This is a genomic window from Streptomyces thermoalcalitolerans (genome assembly GCF_039525155.1).
Taxonomy (GTDB): Bacteria; Actinomycetota; Actinomycetes; order Streptomycetales; family Streptomycetaceae; genus Streptomyces; species Streptomyces thermovulgaris.
The window spans coordinates 43,111-69,371 of the sequence record NZ_BAAAHG010000038.1 but is presented as its reverse complement, the minus strand read 5'-3'; the positions used below and the strand labels follow the sequence as shown (position 1 = coordinate 69,371).

General features: G+C 71.4%; 28 protein-coding genes and 1 tRNA gene. 9 read left to right on the top strand and 20 right to left on the bottom strand.

The genetic code is table 11. The features are described from left to right. The 3 genes from ABD224_RS20685 to ABD224_RS20675 all read left to right on the top strand — a co-directional run. Window positions 1–191, top strand: a 191-nt coding sequence (locus ABD224_RS20685; protein ID WP_425581021.1) for a CysS/YqeB C-terminal domain-containing protein, incomplete at its 5' end; no start/stop codon positions are given. Window positions 192–361: 170 nt separating this feature from the next. Then, on the top strand, window positions 362–1,300 hold the full coding sequence (gene rlmB, locus ABD224_RS20680; RefSeq protein ID WP_067397771.1) for a 23S rRNA (guanosine(2251)-2'-O)-methyltransferase RlmB: 939 nt from the start codon (window positions 362–364) through the stop codon (window positions 1,298–1,300). A gap of 83 nt (window positions 1,301–1,383) precedes the next feature. Next, window positions 1,384–3,201: a DoxX family protein gene (locus tag ABD224_RS20675; RefSeq protein ID WP_344052034.1), complete on the top strand. Its 1,818-nt coding sequence runs from the start codon at window positions 1,384–1,386 to the stop codon at window positions 3,199–3,201. Window positions 3,202–3,331: 130 nt separating this feature from the next. Here ABD224_RS20675 and ABD224_RS20670 read toward each other — a convergent pair whose 3' ends face one another. The 3 genes from ABD224_RS20670 to ABD224_RS20660 form a co-directional block, all read right to left on the bottom strand. Next, window positions 3,332–4,063, bottom strand: coding sequence for a nucleotidyltransferase family protein (locus ABD224_RS20670; RefSeq protein WP_344052032.1), 732 nt, complete (start codon window positions 4,061–4,063; stop codon window positions 3,332–3,334). 201 nt (window positions 4,064–4,264) lie between these two features. Then, window positions 4,265–4,720: a hypothetical protein gene (locus ABD224_RS20665; protein WP_344052030.1), complete on the bottom strand. Its 456-nt coding sequence runs from the start codon at window positions 4,718–4,720 to the stop codon at window positions 4,265–4,267. Between the two features lie 278 nt (window positions 4,721–4,998). After that, entirely contained in the window at window positions 4,999–6,135 is a 1,137-nt protein-coding gene (locus ABD224_RS20660) for an ABC transporter ATP-binding protein (RefSeq protein ID WP_344052028.1), read from the bottom strand. Between the two features lie 374 nt (window positions 6,136–6,509). On the opposite strand from ABD224_RS20660, the gene ABD224_RS20655 reads away from it, so the two are divergent. Continuing rightward, a tRNA-Thr gene (locus tag ABD224_RS20655) sits at window positions 6,510–6,586 on the top strand. Window positions 6,587–6,629: 43 nt separating this feature from the next. On the opposite strand, the gene ABD224_RS20650 is transcribed toward ABD224_RS20655, so the two are convergent. The 17 genes from ABD224_RS20650 to ABD224_RS20570 form a co-directional block, all read right to left on the bottom strand. Further along, window positions 6,630–8,015, bottom strand: coding sequence for a tyrosine-type recombinase/integrase (locus ABD224_RS20650; RefSeq protein ID WP_344052026.1), 1,386 nt, complete (start codon window positions 8,013–8,015; stop codon window positions 6,630–6,632). 65 nt (window positions 8,016–8,080) lie between these two features. Then, window positions 8,081–8,284, bottom strand: coding sequence for a helix-turn-helix domain-containing protein (locus ABD224_RS20645; RefSeq protein ID WP_344052024.1), 204 nt, complete (start codon window positions 8,282–8,284; stop codon window positions 8,081–8,083). A gap of 140 nt (window positions 8,285–8,424) precedes the next feature. Then, on the bottom strand, window positions 8,425–9,663 hold the full coding sequence (locus ABD224_RS20640; RefSeq protein ID WP_344052022.1) for a DUF3631 domain-containing protein: 1,239 nt from the start codon (window positions 9,661–9,663) through the stop codon (window positions 8,425–8,427). Beyond that, window positions 9,660–10,088, bottom strand: coding sequence for a hypothetical protein (locus tag ABD224_RS20635; protein ID WP_344052020.1), 429 nt, complete (start codon window positions 10,086–10,088; stop codon window positions 9,660–9,662). Before ABD224_RS20635 ends, ABD224_RS20640 begins: the two co-directional genes overlap by 4 nt. Further along, window positions 10,085–10,996 (bottom strand): bifunctional DNA primase/polymerase, encoded by a 912-nt coding sequence (locus ABD224_RS20630; protein ID WP_344052019.1) that lies wholly within the window; start codon window positions 10,994–10,996, stop codon window positions 10,085–10,087. The genes ABD224_RS20635 and ABD224_RS20630 overlap by 4 nt, the downstream gene beginning before the upstream one ends. A 91-nt stretch (window positions 10,997–11,087) precedes the next feature. Further along, the gene (locus tag ABD224_RS20625; protein WP_344052017.1) at window positions 11,088–11,612 is read right to left on the bottom strand and encodes a hypothetical protein; all 525 of its coding nucleotides are present in this window, start codon (window positions 11,610–11,612) and stop codon (window positions 11,088–11,090) included. Between the two features lie 15 nt (window positions 11,613–11,627). After that, a complete protein-coding gene (locus ABD224_RS20620; RefSeq protein WP_067398843.1) occupies window positions 11,628–11,891 on the bottom strand; it encodes a hypothetical protein in 264 nt (87 codons plus the stop codon). Window positions 11,892–11,908: 17 nt separating this feature from the next. Continuing rightward, window positions 11,909–12,352 carry a hypothetical protein gene (locus ABD224_RS20615; protein ID WP_344052014.1) on the bottom strand — a complete coding sequence of 148 codons (444 nt, stop codon included), beginning with the start codon at window positions 12,350–12,352 and terminating at the stop codon, window positions 11,909–11,911. Window positions 12,353–12,517: 165 nt separating this feature from the next. Then, entirely contained in the window at window positions 12,518–14,533 is a 2,016-nt protein-coding gene (gene traB, locus ABD224_RS20610) for a plasmid transfer protein TraB (protein WP_344052045.1), read from the bottom strand. Between the two features lie 47 nt (window positions 14,534–14,580). Beyond that, window positions 14,581–15,129, bottom strand: coding sequence for a plasmid transfer protein TraA (gene traA, locus ABD224_RS20605; RefSeq protein WP_344052011.1), 549 nt, complete (start codon window positions 15,127–15,129; stop codon window positions 14,581–14,583). A gap of 19 nt (window positions 15,130–15,148) precedes the next feature. Next, window positions 15,149–15,649, bottom strand: a complete 501-nt coding sequence (locus ABD224_RS20600; protein ID WP_344052009.1) for a hypothetical protein — start codon at window positions 15,647–15,649, stop codon at window positions 15,149–15,151. A gap of 45 nt (window positions 15,650–15,694) precedes the next feature. Further along, window positions 15,695–16,033 (bottom strand): RRQRL motif-containing zinc-binding protein, encoded by a 339-nt coding sequence (locus ABD224_RS20595; protein ID WP_344052007.1) that lies wholly within the window; start codon window positions 16,031–16,033, stop codon window positions 15,695–15,697. After that, on the bottom strand, window positions 16,033–16,998 hold the full coding sequence (locus tag ABD224_RS20590; protein ID WP_425581020.1) for a DUF2637 domain-containing protein: 966 nt from the start codon (window positions 16,996–16,998) through the stop codon (window positions 16,033–16,035). The genes ABD224_RS20595 and ABD224_RS20590 overlap by 1 nt, the downstream gene beginning before the upstream one ends. Before the next feature lie 187 nt (window positions 16,999–17,185). Further along, a complete protein-coding gene (locus ABD224_RS20585; protein ID WP_344052005.1) occupies window positions 17,186–17,455 on the bottom strand; it encodes a DUF6284 family protein in 270 nt (89 codons plus the stop codon). A gap of 575 nt (window positions 17,456–18,030) precedes the next feature. Continuing rightward, a complete protein-coding gene (locus ABD224_RS20580; RefSeq protein ID WP_344052003.1) occupies window positions 18,031–18,768 on the bottom strand; it encodes a GntR family transcriptional regulator in 738 nt (245 codons plus the stop codon). 425 nt (window positions 18,769–19,193) lie between these two features. Then, entirely contained in the window at window positions 19,194–19,673 is a 480-nt protein-coding gene (locus ABD224_RS20575) for an HIT family protein (RefSeq protein ID WP_344052001.1), read from the bottom strand. A gap of 188 nt (window positions 19,674–19,861) precedes the next feature. After that, on the bottom strand, window positions 19,862–21,508 hold the full coding sequence (locus ABD224_RS20570; protein ID WP_344052041.1) for an FAD-dependent oxidoreductase: 1,647 nt from the start codon (window positions 21,506–21,508) through the stop codon (window positions 19,862–19,864). 282 nt (window positions 21,509–21,790) lie between these two features. Here ABD224_RS20570 and ABD224_RS20565 point away from each other — a divergent pair, with 282 nt between their 5' ends. From ABD224_RS20565 to ABD224_RS20545, 5 genes are all read left to right on the top strand, one after another. Next, window positions 21,791–22,939 (top strand): SchA/CurD-like domain-containing protein, encoded by a 1,149-nt coding sequence (locus ABD224_RS20565; RefSeq protein WP_344051999.1) that lies wholly within the window; start codon window positions 21,791–21,793, stop codon window positions 22,937–22,939. 63 nt (window positions 22,940–23,002) lie between these two features. After that, the gene (locus ABD224_RS20560; protein WP_425581023.1) at window positions 23,003–23,419 is read left to right on the top strand and encodes a cupin domain-containing protein; all 417 of its coding nucleotides are present in this window, start codon (window positions 23,003–23,005) and stop codon (window positions 23,417–23,419) included. Then, window positions 23,416–24,684: a beta-ketoacyl-[acyl-carrier-protein] synthase family protein gene (locus tag ABD224_RS20555; protein ID WP_344051995.1), complete on the top strand. Its 1,269-nt coding sequence runs from the start codon at window positions 23,416–23,418 to the stop codon at window positions 24,682–24,684. The genes ABD224_RS20560 and ABD224_RS20555 overlap by 4 nt, the downstream gene beginning before the upstream one ends. Then, on the top strand, window positions 24,681–25,931 hold the full coding sequence (locus ABD224_RS20550) for a beta-ketoacyl synthase N-terminal-like domain-containing protein (protein ID WP_344051993.1): 1,251 nt from the start codon (window positions 24,681–24,683) through the stop codon (window positions 25,929–25,931). The genes ABD224_RS20555 and ABD224_RS20550 overlap by 4 nt, the downstream gene beginning before the upstream one ends. A gap of 71 nt (window positions 25,932–26,002) precedes the next feature. Then, window positions 26,003–26,260: an acyl carrier protein gene (locus ABD224_RS20545; RefSeq protein WP_344051991.1), complete on the top strand. Its 258-nt coding sequence runs from the start codon at window positions 26,003–26,005 to the stop codon at window positions 26,258–26,260. The last annotated feature ends 1 nt before the right edge of the window (window position 26,261 follow it).

Sequence of the window (26,261 nt, the reverse complement as noted above, 5' to 3'; positions counted from 1 at the left end):
GTGCCGGGGGCGGGGAGGATCTGCACCAGGTGGTGGACGCTTTGGTGGGGATGGTGCTGGAGCAGCGGGAGGCGGCGCGGGCGCGCAAGGACTGGCCGACCGCCGATGCCCTGCGTGACCGGCTCCACCAGGCCGGGCTGGTCATCGAGGACGGCCCGCACGGCCCCCGCTGGAGCCTCAACCCCCGCTAACCCCACCCCACCACCAGCAGTACAGAAGAAGCGCCAGGGGCCGGCTGTGCCGCCCGGCCCCACCGGCGGCACACTTCAAAGACACAGCAGACGCAACAGACGCACGAGGCGCACGGGACGTACTCCGCGTACGGACGCCGCCTCCGACGGATTCGACAGACAGGTAGGTCATGGCCGGGAACAACCGCCGCGTGTCCGGCAAGAAGGGCGCGCGGATCGGCAGCGGCGGCAAGCGACGCCGAGCCCTGGAGGGCAAGGGCCCCACGCCCCCCGCCGAGATGCGCAAGGGCCACCCCAAGCAGCGCGCCGCACAGGCCAGGGCCCGTCGCGCCCAGGCCCGCTCGCAGCGGCGCGGCGCGGGCAAGTCCGCCTCCGAGCTCGTCGTCGGCCGCAACCCGGTCGTCGAGGCGCTGCGCGAGGGCGTGCCCGCCTCCACGCTCTACGTCCAGCAGTTCATCGACAACGACGAACGGGTCCGCGAGGCGCTCCAGCTGGCGGTCGAACGCGGTGGCATCCACCTCATGGAGGCCCCGCGCCCCGAACTCGACCGGATGACGAACGGGCTCAACCACCAGGGCCTCGTCCTCCAGGTCCCGCCCTACGAGTACGCCCACCCCGAGGACCTGATCGACGCCGCCCACGACGCGGGCGAGGATCCGCTGATCGTCGCCCTCGACGGGGTGACCGACCCGCGCAACCTCGGTGCGGTCGTCCGCTCCGTCTCCGCCTTCGGCGGGCACGGCGTGGTCGTCCCCGAGCGGCGCGCGGCCGGTATGACCGCGGGTGCCTGGAAGGCGTCCGCCGGCACGGCCGCCCGTACGCCCGTCGCCCGCGCCACCAATCTGACGCGTGCTCTGGAGGCGTACCGGAAGGCGGGCCTCATGGTCGTCGGTCTCGCCGCGGACGGCGAGGCCGAGCTCGGCGAGCTGGACGTCCTGGACGGTCCCGTCGCCATCGTCGTCGGCAGCGAGGGCAAGGGGCTGTCCCGGCTGGTCGGCGAGACCTGCGACATCCGGGTGCGGATCCCGATGCCGGGCGGGGCGGAGTCGCTGAACGCCGGTGTGGCGGCCGGGATCGTGCTCTACGAGGCGGCGCGCAGGCGCGCATGACCGGGCGCCCGTGCCACCTTTGACGCGATCCGGACAGATCCGACGCGTCAAGGCAGTGTCCTAACACCTCATCACTCGGTTAGATGAGTGTGGACACCAGAACACCCCGCACACCCACGGGGGACCGCTCGTCGGGATACGACGACGCTCCCGCGCTGAGCATGGTGAAGGTGCCGAGCGATCCGGCGCAGGTCATCGTCAACCATGCCAGCTTCCGCGTGCAGTTGGGCGCCTCCTCGCGGCGTACTCTGTCCCCGCGGATCGTCTGGCACCCGAGCGGAGCCCAGTACGCCGCCCACACCTCCGGCACCGGCACGGCGGGGCGGTCCGGGACCGTCACCCGCCGTCCGGTCATCTGGAGCGGCAGGTCCGCACCCGACGACACCGGCGCCCACCGGCTGTTGCAGGCCGTGCGCAGCGGAAGCGTCCGCCACGCCGACGAGACCTCCGCCGGCACCGCGGTCACGACGGCCACGCAGCTCGTCCCGCGCACCGGCACCACCCCGGGCTACGGCGGCGGCTCCACCGACCCCGACGAGACCGTCGAGCTCCCCGTCGTCGGCGCCCCGCGCCGGCCCGCGCCCGGCGAGACCCGGCTGCTGCCGTCCCTGCGGACCGCGGACAGCACGTACGGTACGTACGACACGCACGAGGAGTACCGGGAGTACGCGGAGCCGGCGTACGGCCGTGCGGGACACGGCGGCACCGGGTACGACGACGCCGAGTACGACGGTGCCGGGCACAGCGACCCGGGGTACGGCCGACAGCCGTACGAGGACGACGACGTCGCGGACGACCAGGACGGCGGACACGAGGCGTACGAGGCGCGGGACGAGACCGCCGGGCGCACGCGCCGGTCCGGCAGGCGGCATGCCGACGACCCCGCACGGCACGCCTACTACCCCGGCCGCCGTATGAACCTCGGCGTCGTGCTCCTCCCGCTGCGCCTCCTGCTCGGCGGCATCGCCGTCTACGCCGGCATGAGCAAGCTGTGCGACCCGCTCTACTTCGACAGCGGCAAGCGCGGCTCCATGGTCAAGTGGCTCACCGGTCTGCACCCCTGGGAAGCCGCCGAGCCCCTGCACCGGTTCGCCCTCCACCACCCCGTCGGCTCGGGGCTCGCCGTCGCCTTCCTCCAGGTCGTCATCGGAGTCCTCACGATCCTGGGCTGCTGGCAGCGGGTCGCCGCGGCGATCGGCGCACTGCTGTCGGCCACGCTCATCGCCGCCGCCGGCTGGAGGACCGTTCCCGCCTACGACGCCTCGGACTTCATCCACCTCGCCGCCTGGTCCTCGCTGATCGTCGCCGGTGCCCCCGTCTACTCCGTCGACGGGCGTCTCGCCGCCCTCGCCTGGCGGCGGCTCGGCCCGCGTTCGGGCATCTGGGATCTGCGCCGGTTCGTCCTGCGCCGCGGCGCCCTGATCACGGTCCTCGTCATCGGCCTCAGCCTGCTGGTCGGCTCGCTGCTGGGCGGCGCCGTGCGCGACGTCGACCATGTGGTCGTCCCCGGACCCGGCGAGGCCCCGCGCAACGAGCAGCCGGGCTCACCGCTGCCCCGGACGCCGGGCGGGCGGCAGCAGACGCCGCCGTCGGTGCCCGTCCCGCCGTCCAGGCAGGACTCCTCGGCAAGCCCGTCCGACGCCCCCTCCACCACGCCCGGCGAGACCCGCGGGAGCAGCAGCGCGACCAGCGGCACGCCCAGTGAGACCCAGGGCACCGGCCGGACCCCGCCGCGCCCGTCCGCCCCGGCCCGGCAGGAGCCCAGCACCGGCTCGGGCCCGGCCTCCGGCGGCACCTCGACCGGTGGCAGCGGCGGCTCCGGCGACACCCCCGGAGGGACCGACGGCGACGACGGTTCGTCCTCCGACCAATCGGGACTGGTGGGCGGCCTGCTGGGATAGCCGGCGCCCGCCGGGGCCGCGCCGGAGCGCCGGAACCCGGAAGGCCGACGGGGTCCCGCCCGCTCGAATGATTCGAGCGGGCGGGACCCCGTCGGTGTGCCTTTGCGGACCGGAGTGCGGTGAGCCGGGCTCACTTGCCCAGCGCCGCCAGCTCCTTCGCGGCCTCCCTGAGGTCCTTCGCGGTGTCGATGGCACGCCAGTACGCGCCCTGCGGAATCGGGAAGCCGGCCAGCCGGCGTTCACGGGCCAGACGCGGGAACGTGGTGCGCTCGTGGTCGCCGCGCTCCGGGAGCAGGGCGGCGAACTCGGGGGAGAAGACATAGACACCCGCGTTGATCTCGAAGGTCGACGGCGGGGCCTCGATGAAGTCCGTGATGTGACCGAAGCCGTCCGTCTGCACGGCCCCCCAGGGAAGCCGCGGACGGGCCAGCGCGAGGGTGGCGACCGCGTCGCGCTCGGCGTGGAAGTCGGCCATGTCACGCAGCGAGAACCGGGTCCAGATGTCGCCGTTGGTGGCGTACCAGGGCTTGTCCGGGTGGGGGAGATGAGCGGCGGCGAACTTCAGGCCGCCGCCGCGGCCCAGGGGCTCGGCCTCCACCACGGTGGTGACCCGGACCGGCAGCTTCGTCGACTTCAGCCAGGTCTGCAGGACCTCGGCGAGGTGGCCGCAGGAGACCACCACATCGGTCACCCCCTCCTCGGCGAGCCAGTCGAGCTGGTGACCGATGATCGGGGTGCCCGTGCCGGGGATCTCGACCATCGGCTTGGGCCGGTCGTCGGTGTAAGGACGCAGCCGCGACCCCTGGCCTCCGGCCAGGATCACGGCTTGAGTGGGGCGGGATGCCTCGTTCGGATGGGTCATGCCCGAACTGTACGTGTCGGCCTCCGGGCCTGTACGTGTCGGCCTCCGGGCGGGCCGGGGGGTGTCCGGCATCGGCCGGACCGGTCCCCCACGACCCGGCCGGAGGCCGGATGCGCGCTGGAGGCCGAGGGCGCCCCGGGCGGTCGCGCCCGGTCCTGACTCACCGGTCCAGAGGACGCCCGCGCTCGGCCTGCCGGGCCGTCAGTTGTTCGCGGCCTGGACACCGGAGGCGTAGGCCGTGTCGCAGACCGGGCGGGCGTAGGACTGGGCGCGGGTGGGGCCGTAGATGTTGGCGGCGGCACGGCCCAGGGTGCGGGCGATGGAGGCGCAGTGCCTGGCCAGGGACGGGCGGCCGTTGACGGCCTGCTGAAGGTGGGTGAGGACGACGCCCGGGTCCTTCTCCTGCAGCTCGGCCAGCAGCTGGTCGCGCAGCACGTCCTGCGGGGGACGGGAGCCGGAGCGCGCCGGGGCGCCGGCCGCCACCGTGTCCGACGCGGTGAGCATCGAGTGCGAGGGGCTCCCCGACCAGTTGACCTGGGCGACCGCGAGGGTCCCGGAGAGCACCAGGACGACGGGCAGGACAAGGGCGAGCGAACGGCCGATCCGGTGGGCGGGGCCCCGGCCGCGTCGCGTGGAGTGGGAGGTGGAGTGCTTCACGCCAGGCAGAGTAGCCCCTGGTAATGATTTGGCGACATTTGGTCACCATTTCGAGGGATGGTCCGGCCTGTCGCTCGCGGTGACGTGTTGACGCACGCTGCTCGAAATGTCCCCCCTTCCAGGGGAATCCGAGGACAGGAGAGGCGCAGGGGAAAGGGCCCCGCGGCAGATCACGGGGCCCTTGCGGCAACCTGGGTGAATCACCCGGACGTGTCCCGAGGTTTCGGCCTCGCGGCGGCACGCGCCGAGGCGCCGGGTCGAGGCGTCGGGGCGAGGCGTCAGTCCGACAGCCGCTCGCCCGTCGAGGTCGAGAACACGTGCGTCTCGCCCGGCTGCGGCACGACGTGCAGCGTGGAGCCCTTCTCCGGGACCTGGCGCCCGTTGACGCGGACCACCAGGTCCTTCGGCTCGCCGCCGACCTCGGCGGTGCCGTAGACGTAGCCGTCGGCGCCGAGCTCCTCGACGACGTTCACGGAGACCGCGAGACCGGCCGGAGCGTCCTTGGCGTCCTTGGACAGTGCGGCGGCCGCGCTGCCGTTCAGCTCGACCACGTCGAAGTGCTCGGGCCGGACACCCACCGTCACCGTGCGGTCGCCCTTGTCGACGGCGCTCTTCAGCGCCTCCCGGCTGACCGGCACCACGCTGTTGCCGAACTTCACACCGCCGTCGGTGATCGGCACCTCGACCAGGTTCATCGCCGGGGAGCCGATGAAGCCGGCCACGAACAGGTTGGCGGGCTTGTCGTACATGTTGCGCGGCGAGTCGATCTGCTGGAGCACGCCGTCCTTGAGCACCGCCACGCGGTCGCCCATCGTCATGGCCTCGACCTGGTCGTGGGTGACGTAGACGGTGGTGATGCCGAGCCGGCGCTGCAGCGAGGCGATCTGCGTACGGGTGGAGACACGGAGCTTGGCGTCCAGGTTGGACAGCGGCTCGTCCATGAGGAACACCTGCGGCTCGCGCACGATCGCGCGGCCCATGGCGACCCGCTGGCGCTGACCACCGGAGAGGGCCTTCGGCTTGCGGTCCAGGTACTGGGTGAGGTCGAGGATCTTCGCGGCCTCCTCGACCTTCTTGCGGATCTCCGCCTTCGGCACGCCGGCGATCTTCAGCGCGAAGCCCATGTTGTCGGCGACCGTCATGTGCGGGTACAGCGCGTAGTTCTGGAACACCATGGCGATGTCCCGGTCCTTCGGCGGCAGGTGGGTGACGTCGCGGTCACCGATCCGGATGGCCCCGGAGTTGACGTCCTCGAGCCCCGCGAGCATCCGCAGCGAGGTGGACTTGCCGCAACCGGACGGGCCGACCAGGACGAGGAATTCACCGTCCGCGATCTCGATGTCCAACGCGTCGACGGCGGGCTTCTCGGCACCCGGGTAGATCCGGGTCGCCTTGTCGAACTGAACAGTGGCCATGGTGTATGGGCCCCCTTCTACCGGCAGGAACGTGCCGGACGATCCGTTGTAGGAAGGTGGTCGCCACTACGGGATTCCGTTGTGGTGTAGTCCACAGAGGTGAACTGGCACAGGACGGTACCTGGCGTTCACCTCTTCTGTCAGTAGTTCGAACCATGGGAATCGTGCGGACAATGCCGACGGGCGGAGCGGCGGACGCGCGGACGGGTGCGTGAACGGGTGTGCGGACCGGGGCGCGGAGGAGGTACGGACCCGGGGGTACGGACGGGTGCGCACGGCCGTCGGAACGGGTGAGGTGGGGAACTTCGTGGCCGGGGGAAACGCGCCCTGTGTAAAGTGGAGCAGCCTTTTGCGTACGGCTTCGCGTACGCGGTGCCTCCTTAGCTCAGCTGGCTAGAGCAACGCACTTGTAATGCGTAGGTCGTCGGTTCGAGTCCGACAGGGGGCTCCACTGGAAACCCCAGCCAGGGACGTCCCTAGCTGGGGTTTCTCGTTCAGCGGATACGGCGACGGCGGCGGGCGCGCTCCGCTCGGCTGTCCCTGGTCTCAGTTCTGGTCTCAGTTGTGGGTCTCGGACGGGGCATGAAGTAGTCGCCCACGCGGCGCATCGCATCCTTCGAGAGATGCGACCGGCCCTTTACGTACCGCCGGGTCTGACTGATCTGGGTATGCCGCAGAATCTCCATGATTGTCGGCATGTCCACCCCAAGTTCGTTCAGGACCGTGCCGGCGGTGTGGCGACTGCCGTCGTACAGGCGGCGGTCTTCGATCCCGGCCTCCGCAAGCAGTTCCTTGAATTCCTCCCAGTCTTGCCGCGGGTCCAGCGGGCGCCCGTCTGGCCTGCTGAAGACTAAGTCGTGCTCCTGCCACAGCTCGCCGGCCGCCGCGCGCATCTGCTCCTGCCGCGCCTTGTGCTCTCGCAGGTAGGGAATGAACGGCGGGGGGATGGGCACGGCGTTCCTGCTCTTCTTCGTCTTGGGCCGCGTGAAGACGAGACCCCCGCCCTTGCGCTGGGGGCAGGCGCGGGCATGCTTTGTGCAGTCCTTCGGGCACGGCTCGGGGCACCCCCGCTTGTAGCCCTTGTGGGCGGTGCAGTCCGGCGGACAGGGCTCGAACCGGTGGAACCGGGCGCCGCAGGCATGCGGGTCCTCGCAGCCATGGCGCCATGTGAGCCGCTGGAGCTGCCACTCGGGGTAGAACAGCTCCCTGTCCAGGTCGACGTACGACCACCGCAGGCCCAGCGTCTCACCCTGCCGGAAACCCATGCCGACGCCGACGCACCAGCGCATGAACGTGGGCCGCTTGGCCGCCGCCTCCAGGAACGCTCTGGCCTCCTCCGACGTGAACGGGTTCGCCTCGGGCTCGTCGGCCGTCGGAGGGTCCACGAGGGTGGCCACGTTTTCGACGATCAGCCGTCGGCGGTGGGCGATCTTCAAGGCCCGGGACAGGATCCGGTGGACCTTGAGGACGTGGGAAGGGGCGTGCCCCTCGTCGAGCATGGCGCGGTACATCCGCTCCAAATGCTCCGGCTCGAGCTTGTCCAGCCGGTGCTTGCCGATGCCGGGGATGATGTCGTTCCGGGTCTTGGACCAGTAGTCGTCCAGGGACCGGGGCTTCAGCTTCAGGGACGCGATGTCGGTGAGGTACGTGGTCATCCACTCCTCCACGGTCGGCTTGCGACCAGCCTTGGGCGCCCGCCCCTTGTCGCGCAGTGCCTCCAACTCACGGACCTTGCGCCGTACTTCTGCCTCGGTCCGGGCCCTGCGGTGGCGCCGGTCGGGGCTGCCGTCGTCCTTCACGCCCATGGTGACGCGGCCGTGCCACCAACCGTCACTGCCCAGGTAGATGGACGACTCCATGTTCGCTTTGCGGGGGCTCATGCACTCCTCCATGCGAGAGGCGGCCCCGGACGCGCAGGTCCGGGGCCGCCTCGGTTGTGCGGGGGTCAGTTGGGCAGCGGGGCGAGGCTCGCGACGTACCGCTCAAGGTCCGTCCGCCGGATGCGGCGGCAGCGGCCCAACTTGATGTACTTCAGGGTTCCGGCGGCCATCAGCTCATAGAGGGTCGAACGGCCGATGGCGAGCGCTTCGGCGGCCTCATCCGGCGTGTAGAGCAGCCGATCGACAGGCGCAGTGGTGGCTGTGCTCATCCGGGTGATCTCCTCGGTCAGGGCTGTTCGGGCTCAGTGCTTCCTTCTCTGGAATCCGCTACATCCGCTACATCCGCTACAGCGCAGGTCAGGGGCCTGTTTTCTGTAGCGGATGCGTGGCGTGTAGCGGATTGGTGCCGCTACGCCGGGCCGTCGCCGGTGGCGGACGTAGCGGTTTCGGTGGGCGTGTAGCGGATGCCGGGGAGTTCATCCGCTACGGATTCGCCCCCGGTGACCTGCGGTGTAGCGGATGTAGCGGATGTAGCGGATCTGACGGGGGGCGGGGGGCAGTACCGCGCCCACGCGTCGGCCAGGTCCTCCGCGTAGTAGCCGCGCGGGACCGCGCCGCCCGGGGTGCGGATGGGGCGCGGCTTGATGGGCTTGTTGGCCGCGGTGACGTACTGGCTGAGCAGCCGGGCCAGGCCGCGGGAGGTGAGCGGCTTGCCGCCGATGTCGACCCAGGGGGCGTCGTCCATGGCGAGCAGGCACTCCAGGATGGCGGCGGTGGGCATGCGGTCGGCGCCGCAGAACACGGTGTCGCGCAGGTCGGTGAGCAGGCGCACGCCCAGCGACGCCTCATCGTCCTGCGCGGCGGCGGCCACCAGCTCCACGCAGGCGGCCCGGGCGCGCTCCGGCCAGGCGCCGCCGGCCGCGTCGGCAACAGCGAGCAGGGGTTCCCACACGTCGGCGGGCCGGTCGGTGACGCCTTCGGGCATCGCCGGCCAGGCGCCCTCCACGGCGTCGCGGACGGTATCGGCCCACTTCGCGAGCCGGTCGCGCAGCGCGCGGCCCTCCTTCTCGTGGACGCGCTGCCGGTAGGGCTCCACGTGCTCGTTCCGGGCGCGGCGGCGCATGCGGATGATGACCGAGCGGGTCAGGATCGTGTCCGGCAGGGAGCCGAGACCGGCCATGGCGACCGCGCAGTAGGAGGGGAAGGCCTGCACGCTCTGGCTGGAGCCGTCGCCCACGCACCGGTAGGTGACGCCGGAGCGCCGGTGTCCGGCGTTGAGGAAGCCGCGCAGCTCCTCGTTGTCGCCGGCCTTGGGGCCGAAGACGGTGTCGATCTCGTCGAACAGGATGGTGGGGCGTCCCTCGGTGCCGGAGACGGCCCGGAACAGGGCGGCGGCAGAGGCGTTGACGGCGACCATCGGCTGCGGCACGAGGGTTTCCACGATCTCCAGGGCGCGGGACTTTCCGGAGCCGGGTTCGGGGGAGAGGAAGGCGAGCCGGGGGGTGGAGTCGAAGCAGTCGAGCAGGTGGGCGTGGGCGTCCCACAGGGTGACGGCCACGTAGGCGGCCTCGGTGGGAAAGACGTTGAAGCGGCGGTGGAAGGCTTCCACCTCGTCCAGCAGCGCGGCCCCGTCGATGACGGTGGTCATGCGGCGTTCCTCCGTTCCAGCGTGGTGGGGCTTTTGGTGCAGCCGGATGCGTGGGCTTCGTACTCGGTGACCAGGGCGGCCACGGCCTGCGGTCCGGTGGCGGTGCCGGTCTGGCCGCAGGGGCAGGCGTAGGCGGCGGTGGGGGTGTTTCCGTGCCGTTTGGACCAGCGGGCGCCGTCGTCGTGGTGCCGGTAGACCGGCGGGGCGTAGATGCGGATGCCGGGCTGTTCCGGCGTCGGGTCGGTACCGGGGTGCACGCCGCCGGCCGGGAACCGCTTCGAGCGGGGAAAAGCAGAAAGGACGCCCTTGCGGGCGGCGCCTTTCGGCTCGCCCACGGCCGCCTCGGGTGCGGTCGGTTGGGCGGGGTGCGGGCCGACGGTGGGTTGGGGTTGGCCTTCCAAGCGGGGGCGGTGGGGGGTGGTCATGCCGCCTCCCGGGGCCGGGCCTTGCGGATGGAGCTGTCCAGGGCGCTGCGGATCGTGGCGCGGCACTCGGCCGCGGTCAGTCCCCGCGCCTCGCCTGCCGCTTGGAAGGCCTCCTCGGCCACGTGCCGGGGCAGGTCGCCCCACGCCACAAAGCGCCCCACCTTGAAGGCGCACCGGTTCAGCGTGATGTTGCGCTGCCCTTCCGGTGCGGCGGCGACCACGGCGCACTCGGCCTTCAGCGCGGCCAGGGCCGCACGGCTGCCGTCCACCACGGGTAGCCGCAGCGGCCCCACGGACGACGCGGGAGCAGGTTGCAGGATGCTCAGCAGCCATGCGGGCAGCACGGCCGCCTCCGAGTCGCACAGCACCTCGTACGGTCCGGTGGGGGTGGTGCTGCCGGCGGCGACGACGTAGCCGCCCCACGCGCGGGTGTCGACCAGCGGAGCGACGGTGCCCGCGGTGTTGCCCAGCCGGAGGCCGGGCGGGGCAGTGAAGTACAGGTGCTCCCCACCGCGCGCGGTCCGGGTGCGGTAGGTGGCGGGGACGGCGTGCCCGGCGCGCTCGCAGAGCGCCGCAAAGGCCGCCGCGCCGCAAGGCGCGTCCGAACTGCCCTTACCTCCCTTGTCTTTGGGCACGTCCAGGTCGACCACCACGAGCCGTGAGGGGCCGGTGGCGATGCCGACGTTGAACGGCGCCCGCGCCCAGGCGGCCCGGATGCGGTCCGGGTCACAGGTGGCGCGCTGCTCCCACCTGCGGTGCCCCTGCGCGCACGGGCCGGTGCGGGGACAGGTCTTCTCACCGTGCAGGGCGGGCCGCTTGGTGCCGGGCCGGAGCGGGAAGACGTGCCACCCGCGCTCCGCGGCGTCCAGCGCTGCGGACAGCAGCGCAGAACGAGGGTTATGGGTCATGCTGGATGTCTCCAGTTCCTTACATGGGTGCTGGTTGGGCAAGGGCGGCCCCGGAGTCTTTGGCGAGATGTGGGGGCCGCCCTTGGCGTTGCTAGTGGTGGGTCTTGGCCCAGTGGGCGTATTCCTGGCGGACGTAGCCGCGCGGGTCGGCGGCGGTGGCCGGGTGTTCGGGCCGGTACGGGGCGCCGTGGCAGCCGCCTTCGCTGTCCCGGTCGTGGGCGATGAGCCGACGGGCGGCCTCGATGGCTGCGTCGGCGGCATCGCTGGTGAGGCCGTCGGTGAGGCCGTCTTCCTCGTCCTGCAGGGCGATGCGGTCCAGCAGCGCGGCTTTGCGCAGCCAGTACTCGCGGCCCAGGGCCTGCCCGAACGGCGTGTCGACGGCCGCCTGGGCGGTCCAGCCGATCTCGTGGACGATGCTCGGGGCGAGCGCGTACGCCTCATCCGGCGTGGGCCACGCTTCAAAGTCCGGGCGGTGGTCGGCGGTGACGTACAGCCGGGTGCGCCGACCGTCGCGGGTCGGGTACTGGCGAGCCGGGCCGGTGTTGAACGCGGCGGCCAGCGCAGCGCTGACGCGGTCGGCGTCGTCCGGCTCACAGATGACGCGGATCTCGAACACAGCTCTCCTTGCAGGTCAGAACGGGGGTTCGTCGCTGTAGCCGCCGGGCGAGGTACGCCAGGGGCGGTGCGGCAGCGGCAGCAGGACCCAGCGGCGGTTTTCGTTCCAGCAGGGGCAGGGCTCCCACTCGGTGCCGGCGTATTCGCCGGTGGCGGGGTCGCCGTAGTCGCGGTTGGCGCCGCCCTCCCCGCGGCACTTCGGGCAGTGGGGCCGCGGGGTGTCGGTGAGGACCAGCGCGCGGCGGGGCCAGTTGGTGAGCTGGATACGCAGTCGCAGCACAGCGGTTGCCTTCCTGGTCAGCTGTGGAAGTGGTTGCGCTTGATGACGGCTTTGCGGATGTGGACCGTGGTCCCGCCCTTGTGGCTGCTGGTGGTGAACACCTGTGTGGCGATCCAGCCGCCGAAGATGACGGCGGCGAGGATGATGAGCTGGGTGATCAGCGCGGTGAGGGCGGTGATGAACGCGGTCAGCAGGAACAGCCCGCCGCACACGGCGAGGAAGCCGACGCCGCCGAGGGCGATGTTCACCGCCGTGCGAGAGACGGGCGGCTTGGCGGGGGCCGGGTCGGGCTTGACGGGTTCGATGGCGTAGCCGGTGACGACGCGGCCGTCGGGCAGGACGACGCTTGCCACGGTGGGCGGGCTGGTCGGCTGTACCGGTACGAGCGGTGCCGCCGCATGGGGGGTGAGCGGCTGGGGGCGATGCACCGGGAGCGGTGTGGTCTGTTCGGGGTGGTTCACGGCTCCTCCTGGAAGCGCCCGCAGGCCCGCGCGAGGGTGCGGTGGGCGGGCCTGCGGGCGTGTGAGGGGCAGGTGTTAGGCGCCGTGACGGGCTGCTGTTAGGAGCGGGTAACGGCGCGCCTGCCTAGGGGTTTGGGTGTTAGGCGGCCGTAACCGTTACGGCCGTTACGCGGCTGCGAGGGCGGGGATGATGCGCCACCGTCCGGTGGTGTTGGTGGCCTCCAGACGCCCTTCCTGGGCGGCCTCCTTCAGGCGGAGGGAGACCCAGGAGCGGGAGAGGTTGTGGGCGTCGCACCAGTCGGTGAAGTCCTTCGGGCCGACGATCATCCGGCCTTCGCGCTCGAACTGTTCCAGTGCCTGGGCGAACAGGCGGCGGGCTTCTTCCGGAGACGGCTTGCGGCCGGTTTCCTGCCCGAAGACCGGGGTGTCGTCGCCGGGCTGGTCGTCGGGGAGATCGGCCTCGGGGTCGATGTCGGCGTCTTCGGGGTCCACGAGCAGACCGGCGTGCTCCATGTCGGTGTCCTCCTCGACGGCCCGCAGCGTGGCCGGCTGTGCGGTGGGCTCATCGGCGGGGCGGCCGGTGTAGGCGGTGCCGGCCACGCTGCGGGCGGCGCCGGCAGTAACCGGGTCGGCGGTGGCGCCGTTGCGCTGGGCCCAGGTGGCCAGCAGCTCCATGACCGGCACGGCCCGGTGGGTGAAGCGGCGGGTGCGCCCCGGGGAGGCGTACCGGTCTTCCGGAATGCCCGGAGAGACGACGTAGCAGTAGCCGGGCCGCCGGTTGCCCCACGCCCCGGGGTGAGCGCCTGCGGCCAGGACTTCATCCGGGAGGGAGAATCCCTCGTCCCGTGGGTTGCAGCCGAGTGCGATCACGGAGGGCAGGGAAGCGCGGGTGCTGGTGGACATCTGGTCGTAGGACGGCCGCTGAAGGGACACGATCAGCGAGATCCCTGCGGAGCGGGCCTCCTGGGCGATGCCGGTGAACGCGTCATCGCCCAGGGCCCGGAGGGTGTTGGCGGCTTCCTCGAACCAGGTGACCAGGAACGGCATGCCGGGGCAGCCGCACGGGCGGCCGTCGGGGCGGCAGGTGTGCTCCGGGCCGTTTTGCACCTGCGCCGCGGCGGGCACCCACTGGCGGTAGCCGTGCGCGCCGAGCCAGCGGGTGCGGGCGGGGATGACCTCCTGGACGGCGGCCACCATGACCTCGGTGTCCGTGCCGCCCTCCGCGGCCCAGTCCAGGCCCGGCTGCAATGGGGCGAAGTCCTGGAACGCTTTCGGGTCGGAGAACCACACGATCACGTCCCTGCGGGACAGGATCTCGGTGAGCAGGTTCAGCGCCGCATCCCCCTTGCCGGAGCCGGTGCCACCAGCGATGAGCAGGTGGGTGGAGTTGCGGCCTGCCTCCGGGTCGCCGGGCAGCCACAGCAGGAGCGGGGCGCCGTCGTCGTAGCGGCCGATGTTGAGCGGCTCCGCGATCGATCCGCCCAGGTTCGATGGTCCCTCCCACTCCACCACCTCGGCCAGCATGTCTTCGGGGACGATGACCAGCTCGCCGCGGCGGGCGGAATCCGGGCTGGGGGTGTAGCGGACGGCAGAGGTCGGCAGGTCCAGCGCGGAGGCGATCCGGGCCAGGCTCTTCGTCACGTCGTCGTTGGTCTGCTCCCCGGCCTCCAGCGCGAGCGGTGCGGTGACCCGGTTCGGCTCCACCTTCGCTGTGCCGATCTGCGCCCGTGCCAGACCGACCTTCTCCAGCAGGCCTTTGTCCCCGCTCTCCCCGGCGGCCGGGTCGGGGGTGTGGCGCAGGACCATGCGAATGTTCCACGACAGGGCGAGGGCCGGTCCGCCCATCAGGTACAGGTCGTCGATGGGGCCGGTGGTGGGGCCGGCCAGGCAGGCCGCGGTCAGCCAGGCGGAGCCGGCAGCCACGGTGACAGCCGAGTGCAGGCGCCGCTGCTGGCTGGTGGAGCGGCCTGCCCACCAGGTCGCGCCGGTCAGTGCCACCGAAGCGAGGGTGAGCCCGACACCGGCGGCGGCGCTGTCGGCCCACCGCCAGTGCCCGAGTGCGCCGGCGATGCCGGTGACGCCCCACCCGAGCCACGGGGGCAGGTGGGGCTTGGCCCGGTGCAGCAGGTACCTGCCTACGCCCCCGGCACTGGAGCCGCCCTGGAGCTGGGCTTCCAGCAGCTCGGCAAGCTGCTGCTGTTGAGTGCGCTCAGCCACCTTGAGCCTCCTTACTGCTCAGCCCAGTTGATCTGGGGAACCTGCGGGCGCCGGGCACGGTGCCGGACCCGGTTGATCTCCTCCTCGTACTCCTGCTGGAAGGTCGCGTAGCAGGCGGCAGCGTTCTTCGCGGCGTCCCGCAGCGCGTCAGCCGAACGCTGCAGCTTGCGCGCGACCTTCTGCGCCCGGACCCGGGAGCCGAACGCGCGGCCCTGCGGGTCGGGTACGGCCGTAAGAACGCCCTTGAGGATCTCCGCGCCCATCGCGACCTCGATGGACAGCGCCACCGCCGCGGCCCGCAGCGTGTTGCAGTACTGCCGCACCTGCGCCGGCGAGGTGAACTCCGGAGACGGAAGCAGCGCCTCGGCATGCGGGCGCCCGTCCCGGCCACCGCTGCCGCCGCCGTGGTTGTGGGTCGTGCGGTTGACGCTGACGTTGATCGGCGGGGCGAACGAACTGCCCAGACCACCGATGAACCCGCCGGCGGCGGCGCCCGCGTTAGCGAACTTGTTGCCCTTGCCGTCGCCGCTGGCGGTGCTGTTGCGCGTCGGGGTTGCCATCAGAGCAGACCTCCTCGGGTCAGTGCGTGCGGCGGACGATGAGCCAGGCGGTCTGAGCGGTCAGCCAGGTGAGCAGCCACAGCAGCTCCAGCGGCCCGGCCAGCGGCCCGAACCCGGCCGCCAGCGCCACCCAGGCGCAGGCAACGCCGGCCAGGGCGGCGAGCCCGGCACGCCAGGCCAGAACCGCAGCACGGGCGGGCCGACGGCGCTGTATGACGGCCAGCCACACCAGCGGCGCCCCAGCGGCCGGGGCGAGCAGCAGCCCGGACCACCACGCGATCGCGTGCAGGACAGCAGTCACGGGCACAGCCAGCAGCGCCAGCCCGGTCGGAGCGAGCGCACCGCGGAAACGCCACAGCAGGCCACCCAGCACGCTGAGCGCTTCGCGGGCCAGGGAGGGACGTTCGGGGACGACGATCACAAACGGCTGCGCGCTGCGGCGTCCGCGCCGGCGCGGGATGTGGACGGTGTGCACGCTCGCGGCCGTCTTCACGCCGCGAGCACGGGTACGACTGGACACAGCACAACTCCTTCTCGGAGCAGACGAAGGGGTGATGGAAAGGGGTCAGGCGGCGCGTTGTTCCTCGGGAAAGGCGCAGGTGACGCACATGCCGAGTGAGGTGGGGATGACATATCCGGCATCCCGGCGGCATTCCGGGCACCTGCGTCGTGCGGCGTTCGCCCTGGCCAGCGCGGCCTGCTTGGCGGGTGTCATGGGCCGGACGGGCTTGGCCAGGTCGATGCGGTAGAGGTAGGCGACCAGCGGGCCGCGGCGGCGGCGTGGGCGTTCGAGCTGGGCGGCCACGGCCTGGCCGCCCGGCCGCAGCCCGCGGGCGCGAAGCTGCCGGCGGGTGGCCAGACCGTCAGGGGCGAGCCGCCATGGATAGACCGGGACGGCGGCCATCAGCGGCTCGCAATCGCCAGCTCAGCCCCGCCCGCAGCCGGGGCACGATGTTCGGCGTAGCGGGCGGACACCCACCCCACCGACCAGCCGCACAGCTCAGCCGTCTGCCGTACAGGCAGCCCAGCTGTGAAGGCGGCAGCCACGATTCGGCGGGCCTCGTCTTCAGGGAGCTTGCCCGTGGCCGGGCCGCGGGCAAGCAGCGCGGCGCGTTCACGCTCGGCCTGCTCTGCGCGGGCCTGGCGTTCACGGCGTTCACGTTCCTCGCGCTCGCGGCGTTCCCGCTCACGGCGTTCGGCGGCCTCCCGCTCGATGCGTTCACGTTCCCGTTCGCGCTGTTCACGCTCGCGTTCACGCCGTTCACGCTCGGCCCGCTCCGCAGCCTCGCGGGCAGCCTGCAACTCCTGCTCTTTCAGCCAGCGTCGCTCCTCTCGCTCGGCCTGTTCACGAGCCAAGCGGGCTTCATGCTCGCGCTGTTCACGCTCGCGTTCACGGCGTTCGCGCTCGATCCGCTCGCGCTCGGCGCGCTGCCGCTCCTCCAGTGCCGTCACCGCAGCGGCAATGGAGCGGCGGTAGGCCAGCCCGGTCTCCGCAGTGACAATCAGCAGCAGCGGCGCCACCGCATGCACGGCCACGCCCACCAGGTCTTTCTTCAGCGCGGAGTCTGCGGTGTTCAGGGCCAGAGTCATGACGCCGGTCATCCACCGCAGCGTGACCGGCCACCGCCCGCCACGCTCGCCGAGCCGGGCCAGCACCGAGTCCAGACGGACCACGATGACCACCGCGGCATCGACCACGAGCGGCAGGATCGGCGCCGTCCAGTCCCACTCATCGGGAGTATGGGCGGCCATCAGCGGGGTGACGGTGAGGACCGAGTACAGCATGGCGCCGCACACGATCAGCCACGTGCCCACCGACAACGCGCGCTCCGCTGAACGGATCTGAGCACCGCTGTGGATACCGTTCACGACCCGCCCCCGATCCGCTCACGGCTAGAGGTCGGCATCCGGCGGCGATCCCTCACGGCGTCGTCCGCCGTGAACGCGATCATCTGTCGGACAGCCTCTGCGTGAACACGTTCATCTCCGGGCGTCCAGCCGTGAACGGCGGCACCGGTCGGCAGCATCCCGGTCCGCACCGTCGTGAGTGTGCGGTTCATGCCGCACCTCCCGGCAGGCTCGCGCCGGCTGTGCGGTTGGCCAGCGCCCGGCGCGCGGCCAGCACCCGGCGGCGGGCCCGGCGGATACGGTGGACATCCAGCTCGGTCGGCGTGCGGTCCAGGGTGATGATCTGCGCGTCGAGCAGGTCGATGTCCGCGAGGATCGTGGGCATCTCCTCCTCGATCGCGTCCAGCTCCGCGGTCGTCGGCTCGATCCAGTCGGCGAACGCGGTAACAGCGTCCTGAACGGTGACGATGTGGCTCATTGGGTCGTGTTCCTCTCACAGATGGAACGGCCCGAACGCGGCTCCCGGGGGGCGTCCCGGGGGCCGCTTGCCGTTGGAGTCGGCTCCGGCTCCCCGCGCTCCCGCCCGTATGACCACGCGCAGTACGCGGGACAGACGGGCGGGAGAGGCAGCCGGCCGTGGCGTCTTGTGCTGTGAGGCCGGGAAGGGACCGCGAAGGGGTTGTGCAGGCGCCGCCGACCGGTCCCTCTCACGGCGGCGCCTGTCGATGTCGTCGACTCACCGGATCTCTCCTCACTCGAAGCGGACAAGGACTGCTGCAAGGGGGACCTGTGTCCCCACCCTCCGGCCGTTGCTCGCGGTCACCGGGCCACCTCGCCAGTCGGGCCGAAGCCCTGTCCCCTGGCCTTGTCGGGCGGTCTTGCAGCGTGTCCGCCCTGAGAGTCCGCGCACGCCGGATGAGCCCCTATGGGCTCCCCGGGCGGCCAACCTCCCTAGGGATATTTAAAGCACTCCTCCCTAGGGAGGTCAACAGGTGTCGGGCATACGAAAAGGGCCCGCCTGTGGCGGGCCCTCTCGGGTAACGCGCTTTCCGGTCAGCTCGTGATGCGGTACTCCATGACGTACACGCCGGCGTCCAGGAGCATCCTGTTCACCTCTACCGGCTTGCCGTCTTCCGTAATGGCGGTGCGGTAGATCTCCACTACCGGAGTCCCTTCGGCCAGATGCAGTCGCTCAGACTCGTCCTGACTCGGCATCCGCGCCCGCAGTTCCTCCACGAACCGAACCGGTTTCGCCCCGAGTTCAGCGAGGCGCGCGTACGTGCCGCCCGGCCCGGTGTCTTCCTGAGCAATCGCCGACCCCCGTACCAAGTCGGCCGGGAGGTAGGAGACGGCGGCCTGCACAGGCTCACCCTCCACGGCGAAGAGCCGATCGCGGACTACTACGCGTGCGCCGTCCTCCAGGTCGAGGATCCGGGCCACGTCATCCGGTGCCGGCGCTTCATAAACCCGCAGCTCGGTGACCGTCATCGACCGCTGGCCTATGTCAGCACTCCAGATGGAACGCCCTCCGCCCCATCGCTCCTGTGAAAGCCTTTCGTTCGCGACCCGTCGGATCGGCTGGAACTCCCGAACGTACGTCCCGCTGCCCTTGCGTCGGACAGCCAGCCCTTCAGTCACCAGCAGGGTCAGAGCCCGACGGGCCGTCTCCTTGGCTACCCCGTGCTCCCGAACAAGGGCGGGCTCACCGGGGAGCCGAGCACCGGGGCGCAGCTCGCCCGAACGAATGCGGTCGCGCAGTTCGTCGGCGATCTCCCTGGCGGTCTCCGCCATCAGTTCCTCACTTCCCTAGGGTGGTTCCGACTACCAGCTTGACACAGGTGTGCCCAATACCCCACACGGGAGAGATGCGGATCACGACGGCGACGTAAGCAGCGGCAGCCGGCCTCTGGCCAGGGAGCGTTGTCGCCGCGGTCTCAGTTCCGGTCTCAGTCGTTGCTTGTTCCGTGAGCGTCCGCCCTTGTCTCCTGACGTCTGGAACACCTGCTGAGCAGGCAAGGAACCGATCCCGCGTACGCTCACGGACGTCCTCGGACCAAGATCGGACAACTTGTAATGCGTAGGTCGTCGGTTCGAGTCCGACAGGGGGCTCTGAGAAAAGCCAGGTCAGACGCTCTCTGACCTGGCTTTTTCCGTTTCCGTTCCGTTCCGTGCCGTGGCAGGGGGGGAGGGCCGGCCCGGGAGGCGTGTCCATGGCGTCAGGGCGCCGAGTACAGCCGGTCCAGCTCGCTCTTGATCGCGTCGCGCGGCACGTCGTGCCGCGGACCGAGCCGGAACCGCTCGTCGCTCCACCGGTCACGGGGATACAGCCACACCGGCCTGCTCACCAGCTCGGGCGGCTCCCAGGCGAACCGGGGCCAGACGTGGGCGTGCAGAAACGGGTCCTTGTTCCCCAGGATCTCCAGGTTGACCCGGCGGAAGCCGGGGTCCAGGCGGCGGCAGGCCCGTTCGACCGCCTCTCCGAGCCGGTCCATGTCGGACAGGAACGACAGCCGCTTGGCCCTCGGCAGGTCGGACAGCCGTCGCACACCCGGTTCGTCCACCAGGAGGACCGAGTAGCCCGGCAGGAACTGCACGTCGCCGAGCACCGCGAAGCCCGCCTCGAGCCGTCGCAGGACGGTGGGGTTCTCGCCTCGCAGAGCCGCCTCGATCCGGTGCGTACGCCAGTCGCCGGTCATGCCCCGAACCTATCCCCGCGCATACATGCGCATGAGAGGCCGGCTGTCACGGTCCGTTGCGTGCGCCGGACGCCGGACGGCGGAGGTCCGTCCGGTCGAGCAGGTCACCCGCGTCGCCCCCGCGCCGCGGGTGACCCTCCTGACCTGACCGTCCGTCCGTCTTCGCGGTTCAGGCGGTTCTGAGCAGCTCAGGCGGTTCTGAGCAGTGTCCGTACGACCTGGCGCAGCGTCGCCTCGGCGTCCGGTACGGCGCCTGCCGCCCGCCAGGCGACGAAGCCGTCCGGGCGGACCAGCACCGCTCCGTCGGAGGTCGTGCCGTGGGCCTGGGCCCAGTCCGGTGCGGTGCCGGACCCGTCGTCCTGCGGGGCGTACGTCAGCTCGGCGCCGAACCGGTACGAGACCAGGCGTGTGCCGTCGGCCTCGGCGATGCTCCGGGCCGCCGTGTGCCAGTCCGTCGCCGACCGGGCGTCGCTCAGCAGGACCAGGGAGCGTTCGTACAGGTCGAGGGTCGAGATCCGCTCGCCCTCGTGCCGGACCCACAGGTGGGGAGCCCGGGTGCCCGGGTCGCCGTTCAGGCGCAGGGCGTCGGGGACGACCTCCTGGTCCGGGTCGGCGCCCAGGACGGCGCCGTGGAGGTAGCGGTAGCCGAGGACGACGTTGAGGATGCTGCCGCGCTTGGCGCCGCCGACGCCGGGGGCGGGGGCGAAGCCGGGGTGGCTGTGCTCGACGGAACGGGCGGAGGCGCGGGCGCTGGTGGCCGTGGCGACCGGGCGGCGTTCGGTGTCGTAGGTCTCGAGCAGGGCGGGACCGGCCCAGCCGTCGAGGACGGCGGCCAGTTTCCAGGCGAGGTTGTGGGCGTCCTGGATGCCGGTGTTGGAGCCGAAGGCACCGGTGGGGGACATCTCGTGGGCCGAGTCCCCGGTGAGGAACACACGCCCGACCGCGTAGCTGTCGGCCACTCGTTCGGCGGCTCGCCAGGATGCCTTTCCGGTGATTTCGACATCGAGGTCGGAGACGCCGACGGCACGGCGGATGTGCCGGGTGAGGCGGTCCTCGGTGAACTCGTCGAGGGTTTCGCCGCGCTCCGGGTGCCAGGGGGCGTGGAAGACCCAGTGCTCCTTGTTGTCGATGGGGAGGAGGGCTCCGTCGGCCTCCGGGTTGGTGAGGTAGCAGCAGATGAAGAGGCGGTCGCCGACGACATCGGCGAGGAGCTTGGAGCGGAAGGTGACGCTGACGTTGGCGAACAGGTCGCCGGGGCCGCTCTGGCCGATGCCGAGGCGGTTGCGGACGGGGCTGCGGGGACCGTCGGCGGCGACGAGATAGGCCGCGCGGACGGTGTACTGCTCGTCGGTGTCCCGGTTCCGTACGACCGCGGTGACCCCTTCGCCGTCCTGCTCGAAGGTTTCCAGCTCGTGGGAGTAGCGCAGGTCGCCGCCGAGCCGGCGGGCGCCGGCGAGCAGGACGGGCTCGAGGTCGTTCTGGCTGCACAGGCACCAGGTGGTGGGGCTGAACCGGGCCAGGCCGCCGCCCGGGTCGATGTGCTTGAAGAGCCATTCGCCGGCGTCGCCGACCAGCGTCGGGGTCTGCAGGATGCCGTGGTTGTCCGCGAGCAGTGAGGCGGCCGTCTTGATCTCGGGCTCGATGCCGGCGACCCGGAACAGCTCCATGGTGCGCACGTTGTTGCCGCGCCCACGGGGGTGGATGGAGGTGCCGGAGTGCCGCTCGACCAGCATGTGCGGTACGCCGAGGCGGCCGAGGAACAGCGAGGTGGACAGGCCCACCAGGGAACCGCCGACGATGAGGACGGGTACCTGGTGGTCGGCTTTGTGGTGCATCGATGCCTCCAGGAGCGGGGTGCGGGTGGGGGCGCGGCCTGTGGGGCGCATCGGAGTTTCCTTGCCCGGTCGGGGGCCGGTTCGCGTGCGCCGGCGGGCTCAATCACCCCTGTGATCACCCGGGTGGTGCACACGAGTCGCGGACCGTCCCGTACCGGCACAGGATCGGGATCACGCTGACGTCGCGTCATCCGCGGCCGGCGTTCTCCCTGTCCCGCCAAGCCCCGCCAAGCCCCGCCAAGCCCCGCCCAGGACGAGCCCCCGCCAAGGAGACGTACGCAGATGACCGCCATCTCTGAGCGTGTTTCAGACCCGAGCAGGCAGCAGACCTCGAAAACCGTGTCCCAGTCCGTCTTCGACGGGTCCCGGCTCCGGGTGGTGCTGCTGGTGGATGTCTACGACGGTGCCCAGCAGCAGTTTCTGGAGGCGTACGAACAGCTGTGCAACCAGGTCGCCTCGGTTCCGGGGCACATCAGCGACCAGCTGTGCCAGTCGATCGAGAACCCGTCCCAGTGGCTGATCACCAGCGAGTGGGAGAGCGCCCCGCCGTTCCTCGCCTGGGTGAACAGCGAGGAGCACGTGCGGATGGTGGAGCCGATGCACAGCTGCATCCGGGACACCCGGTCGCTGCGGTTCCACATCGTGCGGGAGACCGGCGGCGAGAAGGCGGCCGCCGCCGCGGCCGCCGGGCGGCGGCTGCAGGCCCAGCCGCGGATCGGTGACGGCGTGATCCGGCACGCGCTCACCTTCACGGTGAAGCCCGGCAGCGAGCGGAAGGTCGCCGAGATCCTCGCGAACTACAAGTCGCCCAAGGCGCAGGTCGACGACACGACCCGGCTGTGCCGGACCTCGCTGTTCATGCACGGCAACCGGGTGGTGCGGGCGATCGAGGTGCGCGGGGACCTGCTGGCGGCGCTGCGGCATGTGGCCCGGCAGCCGGAGATCCGGGAGGTGGAGGAGGCCATCAACCCGTATCTGGAGCAGGACCGCGACCTGAACGACCCGGAGTCCGCGCGGGTGTTCTTCACACGGGCGGCGCTGCCCGCGGTGCACCACGTGACGGTCGGTCAGAAGGACGAGCAGGCCGAGCGGCACGCCCTGTTCTACCCGGCGCGGCCCGGCATGGGCATGAAGCTGGCCGAACAGCTGTCCCTGCACGACGAGCGGGCGGCGGACGATCCGCGCAGCCCGGTGCTGCGCAGCACCGTGTTCGAGCGGGACGACGTGGTCGTACGGCTGATCGACGTCCGGGGCGGTCTGAAGGCCGTCGACCCGGCCCTGGCCCTGGGGCTGCGGGACTCCGCGCAGGTGTCGGAACTGACCACCCTGCTCGACGAGGGCGCCACCGGAAAGGACGCCGACCCGGAGCGGCTGCTCTCCCTGACCCGCATGGAACTCATCACCGACCGCCGGTCCGCACCGGACGCCTGAGGCACCCCCGTCGACGCAGCACACCACCGGAGGAACGACGTGACCAAACCCCGACCCCGAATCGTGGATCTCAGCGAGATCGAGCCCAACGTCAAGCGCGGAGGCGATCTGCGTGCCATGCTCACGCCGACCACGGTCGGTTCCACCAGCGGTTTCATGGGCGTGGCCATCGTGCAGCCCGGCGATCGCATCGGCGAGCACTACCACCCGTACTCCGAGGAGTTCGTGTACGTCGTCTGCGGTGAGCTGGAGGTGGACCTCGACGGCGAGCCGCATCCGCTGCGGCCGGAGCAGGCGCTGCTGATCCCCGCGTACATGCGGCACCGGTTCCGCAATGTGGGCAAGGTGGAGGCGCGGATCGTCTTCCATCTGGGGCCGCTGGCGCCGCGCCCGGAGCTCGGCCATGTCGACACGGAAGGCGTCGAGGCCGTGCCGGTGGCGGCCGCCGCGGAAGCCGGCGCGGCGGAGACACGGTCATGACCCGGCGGGTGGCGGTCACCGGCATAGGCGTGGTGGCGCCGGGCGGTATCGGCGCCCCTGCGTTCTGGGACCTGCTGGCCAACGGACGGACGGCGACGCGGGGCATCACGTTCTTCGACCCGTCCGGCCTGCGGTCCCGGATCGCCGCCGAGTGCGACTTCGATCCGCTGGCCGCGGGGCTGGACGAGGAGCAGGTGGCGCGCTGCGACCGGTACATCCAGTTCGCGCTGGTGGCCGGTGAGGAGGCGATACAGGACTCGGGCCTCGACCTGGAGCGGGAGAACCCGTGGCGGGTCGCGGTCTCCCTGGGCACGGCGGTGGGCGGCACGACCCGTCTGGAGCACGACTACGTCCTGGTCAGCCACCGCGGTGAGCGCTGGGACGTGGACCACCACCGGGCCCAGCCGTATCTGGAGCGGGCGTTCACCCCGAGCACGCTGGCGTCGACGGTGGCGGAGCGGTTCGGGGCACGCGGCCCGGTGCAGACGGTCTCGACGGGCTGCACCTCCGGGCTGGACGCGGTCGGATACGCCTTCCACACCGTGGAGGAGGGCCGGGCGGACATCTGCATAGCCGGGGCGTCGGACTCGCCGATATCGCCGATCACGATGGCGTGCTTCGACGCGATCAAGGCCACGTCGCCGAACAACGACGATCCCGCGCACGCCTCCCGACCCTTCGACAACGACCGTGACGGATTCGTCATGGGCGAGGGCGGTGCGGTGCTGGTCCTGGAGGAGCTGGAGCACGCCAGGGCCCGCGGCGCCCATGTGTACTGCGAACTGACCGGCTACGCCACCTTCGGCAACGCCTACCACATGACCGGCCTGACCCGTGAGGGCCTGGAGATGGCGAAGGCGATCGAGGTCGCCCTGGACCACGCCCGTCTGGACCCCACGGAGATCGACTACGTGAACGCGCACGGCTCCGGCACACGCCAGAACGACCGGCACGAGACGGCCGCGGTGAAGCGGGTGCTGGGCCCTCATGCCTACGACACGCCGATGAGCTCCATCAAGTCGATGGTGGGGCACTCACTGGGGGCGATCGGGGCGATCGAGGTGGTGGCCTGTGTGCTGGCGCTGGCCCACCAGGTCGTTCCGCCGACGGCCAACTACGAGACCCCGGACCCCGAGTGCGATCTGGACTACGTCCCGCGGGAGGCCCGCGAGCGGAAGCTGAACAGTGTGCTCTCCGTGGGCAGCGGGTTCGGCGGTTTCCAGTCGGCGGTGATCCTGACCCGGCAGAGGGAGAGGACACGATGAGCGCACCCCCCAGGCGGAGGGCCGTCGTCACCGGTATCGGTGTGATCGCGCCCAATGGAACGAGCACCGAGGCCTTCTGGAAGTCCACCCAGGAGGGTGTGAGCGTCCTGGACCGCGTGACCCGTGAGGGCTGCACGCACCTGCCGCTGAAGGTGGCCGGTGAGGTCCGGTCCTTCGATCCGTCGGCGGTGATCGAGGAGCGCTACATCGTCCAGACGGACCGGTTCACGCATTTCGCGATGGCCGCGGCCGACGCCGCTCTCGAGGACGCCCGGCTGGGCCGGGCGGACACCGAGGGAAGGCCGTTCTCGGCGGGCGTGGTCACCGCGGCCGGCTCCGGCGGCGGCGAGTTCGGCCAGGGGGAGCTGCAGAAGCTGTGGGGCAAGGGCAGCCGCTATGTCGGCCCCTGGCAGTCGATCGCCTGGTTCTACGCGGCCAGCACCGGTCAGATCTCGATCCGCCGCGGCTTCAAGGGGCCGTGCTCGGTGGTCGCCGCCGACGAGGCCGGCGGCCTGGACGCGCTGGCGCACGCGGTGCGGGCCGTGCAGCGCGGCACGGATGTGATCGTGGCGGGCTCGACGGAGGCGCCGCTGGCTCCGTACTCGATGGTCTGCCAGCTCGGGTACCGGGAGCTGAGCCCGGTGGACGATCCGGCGCGGGCGTACCGGCCGTTCACCGAGGCGGCGTGCGGATTCGTGCCGGCCGAGGGCGGTGCGATGTTCACCGTGGAGGAGCTGGGCGCGGCCCGGGAGCGGGGAGTGCCGGTCCGGGCCACGCTGGCCGGGCACGCGGCGACGTTCACCGGGGCCTCCTGCTGGGAGCGGTCCCGGGAAGGGCTGGCGGAGGCGATCCGCGGGGCGCTGGCCGAGGCCGGATGCGCCCCGGAGGAGGTCGACGTCGTCTTCGCCGATGCGCTGGGTGTGCCCGAGGCGGACCGGGCCGAGGCCCTCGCCATCGGCGACGCGCTGGGCGCGCACGGGCGGCGGGTGCCGGTGACGGCACCGAAGACCGGTACGGGCCGGGCGTACTGCGCGGCGCCGGTGCTGGACACGGTGGCGGCGGTCCTGGCGATGGAGCACGGGCTGATCCCGCCCACCCCGAATGTCTTCGACATCTGCCATGACCTCGATCTGGTGACCGGTCGTGCCCGTCCCGCGCGGGTGGAGACGGCGCTGGTCCTCAGCCGGGGGCTCATGGGCTCGAACTCGGCGCTGGTTCTGCGGCACGGAGCCGCCGACGTGACCTGACCGGGCGCGGGAGCGACCAGCGGGAGCAAGGGAGCAACGGGAGCAACGGGAGCAATAAGGAGAGGAACCGCATGAGTGACCGCATCACCGTGGAAGAACTGTCCGAACTCATGAAGAAGACGGCCGGTGTCGCCGTCAGTCCGCAGGAGCTGGCGGAGCGCCCCGACGTCTCCTTCGAGGAGATGGGCATCGACTCGCTCGGCCTGCTCGGCATCGTGGGCGAACTGGAGAACCGGCACGGTGTGCCGATGCCGCCCGACGCGGAGCGCTGCAAGACGCCCCGGGAGTTCCTCGACCTCGTCAACAGCACCCTTCCTGCAGGAGCGTGAG

Excerpts from the sequence above, each read along its gene's own strand:
- ABD224_RS20595 (WP_344052007.1), bottom strand. The coding sequence starts at position 16,033 with ATGGCCGCCGTCCCGGTCTATCCATGGCGGCTCGCCCCTGACGGTCTG.
- ABD224_RS20640 (WP_344052022.1), bottom strand. The coding sequence starts at position 9,663 with ATGACCACCGTCATCGACGGGGCCGCGCTGCTGGACGAGGTGGAAGCC.
- ABD224_RS20645 (WP_344052024.1), bottom strand. The coding sequence starts at position 8,284 with ATGAGCACAGCCACCACTGCGCCTGTCGATCGGCTGCTCTACACGCCG.
- ABD224_RS20670 (WP_344052032.1), bottom strand. The coding sequence starts at position 4,063 with ATGACCCATCCGAACGAGGCATCCCGCCCCACTCAAGCCGTGATCCTG.
- ABD224_RS20545 (WP_344051991.1), top strand. The coding sequence starts at position 26,003 with ATGAGTGACCGCATCACCGTGGAAGAACTGTCCGAACTCATGAAGAAG.
- ABD224_RS20635 (WP_344052020.1), bottom strand. The coding sequence starts at position 10,088 with ATGACCACCCCCCACCGCCCCCGCTTGGAAGGCCAACCCCAACCCACC.
- ABD224_RS20565 (WP_344051999.1), top strand. The coding sequence starts at position 21,791 with ATGACCGCCATCTCTGAGCGTGTTTCAGACCCGAGCAGGCAGCAGACC.
- ABD224_RS20660 (WP_344052028.1), bottom strand. The coding sequence starts at position 6,135 with ATGGCCACTGTTCAGTTCGACAAGGCGACCCGGATCTACCCGGGTGCC.
- ABD224_RS20580 (WP_344052003.1), bottom strand. The coding sequence starts at position 18,768 with ATGGCGGAGACCGCCAGGGAGATCGCCGACGAACTGCGCGACCGCATT.
- traA (WP_344052011.1), bottom strand. The coding sequence starts at position 15,129 with ATGGCAACCCCGACGCGCAACAGCACCGCCAGCGGCGACGGCAAGGGC.
- ABD224_RS20570 (WP_344052041.1), bottom strand. The coding sequence starts at position 21,508 with ATGCACCACAAAGCCGACCACCAGGTACCCGTCCTCATCGTCGGCGGT.
- ABD224_RS20585 (WP_344052005.1), bottom strand. The coding sequence starts at position 17,455 with ATGAGCCACATCGTCACCGTTCAGGACGCTGTTACCGCGTTCGCCGAC.
- ABD224_RS20630 (WP_344052019.1), bottom strand. The coding sequence starts at position 10,996 with ATGACCCATAACCCTCGTTCTGCGCTGCTGTCCGCAGCGCTGGACGCC.
- ABD224_RS20575 (WP_344052001.1), bottom strand. The coding sequence starts at position 19,673 with ATGACCGGCGACTGGCGTACGCACCGGATCGAGGCGGCTCTGCGAGGC.
- ABD224_RS20550 (WP_344051993.1), top strand. The coding sequence starts at position 24,681 with ATGAGCGCACCCCCCAGGCGGAGGGCCGTCGTCACCGGTATCGGTGTG.
- rlmB (WP_067397771.1), top strand. The coding sequence starts at position 362 with ATGGCCGGGAACAACCGCCGCGTGTCCGGCAAGAAGGGCGCGCGGATC.
- ABD224_RS20650 (WP_344052026.1), bottom strand. The coding sequence starts at position 8,015 with ATGAGCCCCCGCAAAGCGAACATGGAGTCGTCCATCTACCTGGGCAGT.
- ABD224_RS20555 (WP_344051995.1), top strand. The coding sequence starts at position 23,416 with ATGACCCGGCGGGTGGCGGTCACCGGCATAGGCGTGGTGGCGCCGGGC.
- ABD224_RS20675 (WP_344052034.1), top strand. The coding sequence starts at position 1,384 with ATGAGTGTGGACACCAGAACACCCCGCACACCCACGGGGGACCGCTCG.